Below are 2,966 nucleotides of genomic sequence, written 5' to 3'. Positions count from 1 at the left end.
GCCCAGCGCGCGCTCCAGCGTGCCGTCGCTGGCGGCGTAGTTGGTGGGCACGCAGGTGGTGTCCGGCAGGTTCGCCGTCAGCGAGCCCTCGCGCGGGTCGCAGCCTCCGGGGCGCACGGTGTTCCACGTCGCGAAGCGGATCCACTTGCACTCGCCGCCCGGCACCACGGCGCTGCCCCAGTACGGCGCGTTGAGCGGCGGAGCGTCCACGGACTCACGGAGGACCACGTTCGCCAGCGCGCCAATCGTCTGGTCCGGGGAGACCTTCAGCGCCACGAGCATCGTCCCGGAGTCAGCGACGTAGAACTTCGCCGTCGGCGCGCCCACGTCCTGGTAGGCCATCACGCAGCGATCACACGTGAAGGTGTTGCCCCCGCCCACGGACAAGTCATACAGCCCGGGTGCCGTATTCACATCCAAGCGGATGCGTGCCTGGTCCACGGCGGCGGGGTCGCCAAAGCTGTCGAAGGTGCCCCGGTACATCGGCTGCTGCGTGTACATGACCGGCGTCAGCTCCACGCCGTTGGCCAGCTCTCTCATCGTGATTTCGGTACAGCCCGGGGGAGGCGTCAGGGACTTCGACTGCTCCTCGATGGAGCGCACTTCCTCCTGGTTCGTCGCGGGCTCCTTCGTCGTGGTGGGCCCACAGCCCACCAGTCCCGCGAGCACCACCGCACCCCAACGCAAACCCCGCACAGACGCATTGCCGAGACGCGACGCCATGTTCGCTCCAATCCTTGTCAGTAGGGCACGCACGTGCCGCCAGCCGGGAAGTCCGGGGGGACTGGAATTACCTGTGTGCTTGAGTCAGATGCAACTCAATTTCGGATGCCATCGCGATGTCGGGAGATGGTCTTCAAACGACAAGTATGTCCGCCAGCGCTGGGAATGAGTCCTGTTGGAAACTGGACTGTGCTTGGAGCGCATGTGGGCGGCGGCAGGCGCGGGGACGGTGGTGTGTTGAGCTGACGAAGCCGGCTCCGAGGCAATGTCTGACTCTGGCCCTGCGAGGCCAGAGGCTCCCCGTGAAGGGAGCCCCCGTCCCATGACTACTTCGACGCGGGTGTGAGCAGGCTGTTGACCGTGTTGACCACCGCGGCGCCCTGCGCGACGAAGGGCACGGGGAGGGCCGCGACGAACGCCGAGGAGGCGTCGATGGCGGCGCGGGTCTTCTGTGCCGGCGTGGACGACGGGTTGCTGAACACGCCGTGTGCGTTGGACGCGGAGGCCACCGCGTTGGCGATGTTCAGCCCGGGCACGAACCGGCCCAGGGTCTTCCCGACGAACGTGCTGGGCATCGACGTGGGCACCACGCCGTTCGCCAGCTTCGCCACCGCGCGTCCGCCGCTCTCGAAGGTGTCCGCCACGCTGGCGATGTTGCCCGCCGTGCCAGACAGGCTTCCCACCTTCTCCAGCACCTGCTGCGGCGTCGTCACCGGCGCGGAAGCCGTGTTCTTGTTGCCCACGCTCTTGGCGGCGGTGGCCTCGAGCGCGACCGCGTTCATCGTCCTGTCCAACGACTCCATGACAACCGTGCTGGTCTTCGGTCCGGTGATTCGGCCCATGGTGTCTCTCCTTGGTTGGAATTGCTGCGTACAAAGGATTTATCGGAGGTGGGATGGAGGAGTTTCGCCCACCTTTCTTCCGATACGACATCTGACCGATACGGCTGTTCCTGAAGCGATGCCTCGACAGGGCGCGGCAGGTGATGAAGGGTCGGCACCGTGACGCAATCGTCGGAGAGGAGACAAAGGACCATGGCAGTGAAGCGCGCTGTGAAGTCGACGCAAGACTGCTCGAAGGAGGTCACCGCGCTCCTCGACGAGCGAGCGCATCCGCTGCGCAAGGACATCGACCAGGTCCGGAAGATCATCCTCGGTGTCGACCCCTCCATCAGCGAGGCGGTGAAGTGGAACACCGCGAGCTTCCGCACCACCGAGTTCTTCGCGGCGGTGCACCTTCGCTCCGAGGACCACGTGCAGCTCGTCTTCCACACCGGCGCGAAGGTGAAGCAGAGCGCGAAGAGCGGTGTCGAGCTCGACGACCCGGAAGGGCTCTGCCGGTGGCTCGCGAAAGATCGCTGCCTCGTCACGCTCGAATCCGTGCGCGGCCAGCGCAAGGCGCTCGAGTCGCTCGTGCGTCAGTGGATTCGACAGGTGGAGTGAACCCGGCGTGAAGTCCTGGCCGGGGTGCGGCGGACTCTGCCCAAGGAGACCCAGGAACGATTCACCGGAAAGACTCGACGATGTATGTCGCTGCGATGGAGCCGTCGAGAATGGCCATCCCGGGTTGTGACTCGGGCAGCTTCCGCATCTGGTTCGCAGCGAGGTCACACCACGGCCGACCTGTTTCTCCATAAACGCTCGACGGCCGTGTTCAAGTCGGACCGGACCCGCGTCAGACCCTATGTCCGGAATGAGCGAGTGTTGTTCTGACGCCTCGCCCAGCGTCGTCGCCCGAACGGACTCACTCTTCGTTCACTCAATCCAGGCCCCCATCGATTAACTACGTCGAGCCATTTGGACTTTGCCGACGAGTCTGGGAGCGATTTCACATGCCCCAGCGGCTTGTATGGGCCATTTGTTCAAAGGCACACAGGAGGGGTCGAAATGACTCGCAATGGAACACGGGCGCGGAGCTTGTCCACGGTGGTGGTCCTGGGGCTGCTGGCATTCGATTTGATTGCCTGTGGTCCAGAGCCAGAGACAGAAGAAGCGTCGCGAATGGCAGCGGAGTTGGGAGATACGGCCCCATCCACTCTCGACGACGATCGGTCACGTATCGATCAGGAACTGGGGGACGGAAATAAGAACTGGAGCCCGCCCCCAGCTCCGACGGGCTGTGGCCGCATGTATGCGAACCAAGGCCTGGCCGCCGGAGAGAGACTCTATTCTTGTGACGGGCGCTTCTGGCTCGCCCAACAGGGAGACGGCAATCTGGTGCTGCGCCAAGGTGGACTTGCCCTT

The 2,966-nt window shown here is 64.6% G+C and carries 3 protein-coding genes and 1 pseudogene; 2 read left to right on the top strand and 2 right to left on the bottom strand.

Going from position 1 to position 2,966, the window contains the following annotated elements; all coding sequences use genetic code 11:
- Both ACN469_RS13115 and ACN469_RS13110 read right to left on the bottom strand, forming a co-directional pair.
- Window positions 1-723, bottom strand: a pseudogene (locus ACN469_RS13115) (hypothetical protein); the annotation flags it as partial.
- A 326-nt stretch (window positions 724-1,049) separates the two neighbouring features.
- A complete protein-coding gene (locus ACN469_RS13110) occupies window positions 1,050-1,565 on the bottom strand; it encodes a hypothetical protein (RefSeq protein WP_498767694.1) in 516 nt (171 codons plus the stop codon).
- A gap of 192 nt (window positions 1,566-1,757) precedes the next feature.
- Between ACN469_RS13110 and ACN469_RS13105 the strand changes: the two genes are divergently transcribed.
- Window positions 1,758-2,165, top strand: coding sequence for a DUF1801 domain-containing protein (locus tag ACN469_RS13105; protein WP_498767692.1), 408 nt, complete (start codon window positions 1,758-1,760; stop codon window positions 2,163-2,165).
- A gap of 444 nt (window positions 2,166-2,609) precedes the next feature.
- Window positions 2,610-2,966 (top strand): hypothetical protein (locus ACN469_RS13100; RefSeq protein ID WP_498767690.1); only part of this gene is annotated, 357 nt, incomplete at its 3' end.

Source organism: Corallococcus terminator, from assembly GCF_049194865.1.
GTDB lineage: Bacteria > Myxococcota > Myxococcia > Myxococcales > Myxococcaceae > Myxococcus > Myxococcus terminator_A.
The sequence above is the reverse complement of the archived record's forward strand: the minus strand, read 5'-3'. Positions and strand labels throughout refer to the sequence as shown.